The organism is Roseovarius tolerans (assembly GCF_900109855.1).
GTDB lineage: Bacteria > Pseudomonadota > Alphaproteobacteria > Rhodobacterales > Rhodobacteraceae > Roseovarius > Roseovarius tolerans.
The window spans coordinates 1-1,383 of record NZ_FOBO01000046.1 but is presented as its reverse complement, the minus strand read 5'-3'; the positions used below and the strand labels follow the sequence as shown (position 1 = coordinate 1,383).

At 55.9% G+C, this 1,383-nt stretch carries 1 protein-coding gene; it reads left to right on the top strand.

Annotation, left to right across the window (positions count from 1 at the left end; translation table 11 throughout):
* Positions 1-94: 94 nt before the first annotated feature.
* On the top strand, positions 95-1,351 hold the full coding sequence (locus tag BMX04_RS18845; protein WP_074788380.1) for an IS256 family transposase: 1,257 nt from the start codon (positions 95-97) through the stop codon (positions 1,349-1,351).
* The last annotated feature ends 32 nt before the right edge of the window (positions 1,352-1,383 follow it).

Sequence of the window (1,383 nt, the reverse complement as noted above, 5' to 3'; positions counted from 1 at the left end):
GAGTTATAACCGAAAGTTGGTGACGGCCCGAATGGGCGGCATATCATGGCGTTGTTGAAGCGCCGCAATTCTCATTGAGAAAAGGATATGCCACATGACCAAGAATACAGTTATCGACTTCGCAAAACCAAGCGATTTTTCACCTGATCCGCTGACGGATCTTCTGCGAGCAGGTGCGCAGGAACTTCTGGCTACTGCGGTGCGCGCGGAGGTGTCCGAATTCATGGGCGGTCACGCGCACCTTTTGGACGACGAGGGCCGCCAGCGTTTGGTGCGCCACGGGTTTCTGCCGGAGCGCGAGGTTATGACCGGGATTGGCAAGGTAGCGGTTCAGGTTCCTCGGGTAAGGGATCGTGGTGAAAACCCGGATGGTTCGAAGGTCCGTTTCAACTCGTCGCTTGTCCCGCCCTATTTGCGCAAGGCAAAGTCTGTGGAGGAATTGCTACCGTGGCTTTACCTCAAAGGCATCTCGACAGGGGACTTCAGCGAGGCACTGGCATCCCTTGTAGGGCCAGACGCCGATGGATTGTCGGCCTCGACGATCACGCGACTGAAGTCGACCTGGTGGGAAGAATACGAGGCTTGGCGCAAACGCGATCTGACGGCAAAGCGCTACGTCTACATCTGGGCCGATGGTGTCTACTTCAACCCACGCCTGGACGATGATCGTCAATGTATGTTGGTGATTATTGGCGCGGATGAGTATGGTGACAAGGATGTTCTTGGTATCATGGACGGGTTCCGCGAGAATGCGGACAGCTGGCGGGACCTTCTTCGGAGCTTGCAAAAACGGGGGCTGACGATTGCGCCTGATCTGGCCTGTGGGGACGGTGCTTTGGGCTTCTGGACTGCACTTCGGGACGTGTATCCGACGACGAAAGAACAGCGCTGCTGGGTCCACAAGATGGCCAACATCACAGGCGCGATGCCAAAGCCCCTGCATGAAAAGGCCAAGGCAGGGCTGCAAGACATCTGGATGGCGGCAACAAAGAAAGAGGCGGTTGTCGCCTTCGACCTGTTCGTTGAAACTTACGGTGTCAAATACGAGCGTGCGGTCAAAAAGCTGACCAAGGATCGCAACGTGCTGCTGACATTCTACGACTTCCCTGCCGAGCACTGGAAGCACATCCGCACGACAAACCCCATCGAAAGCGTCTTCGCTACCGTGCGCAACCGAACCCGCAAGACCAAGGGCTGCCTAAGCCGCAAAACGGCCCTGTCCATGGTCTTCAAGCTAATGATGTCAGCCAAGAAAAAATGGCGAAAGCTCAGCGGCACAAACCGACTGCCCGAAGTCATTCAGGGGGTTGAGTTCAAAGACGGGATCAAGCAACTTCAAAACGCCGCCTGATGACAGCCGTCACCAACTTTTGGGCATAACTC

Excerpts from the sequence above, each read along its gene's own strand:
- BMX04_RS18845 (WP_074788380.1), top strand. The coding sequence starts at position 95 with ATGACCAAGAATACAGTTATCGACTTCGCAAAACCAAGCGATTTTTCA.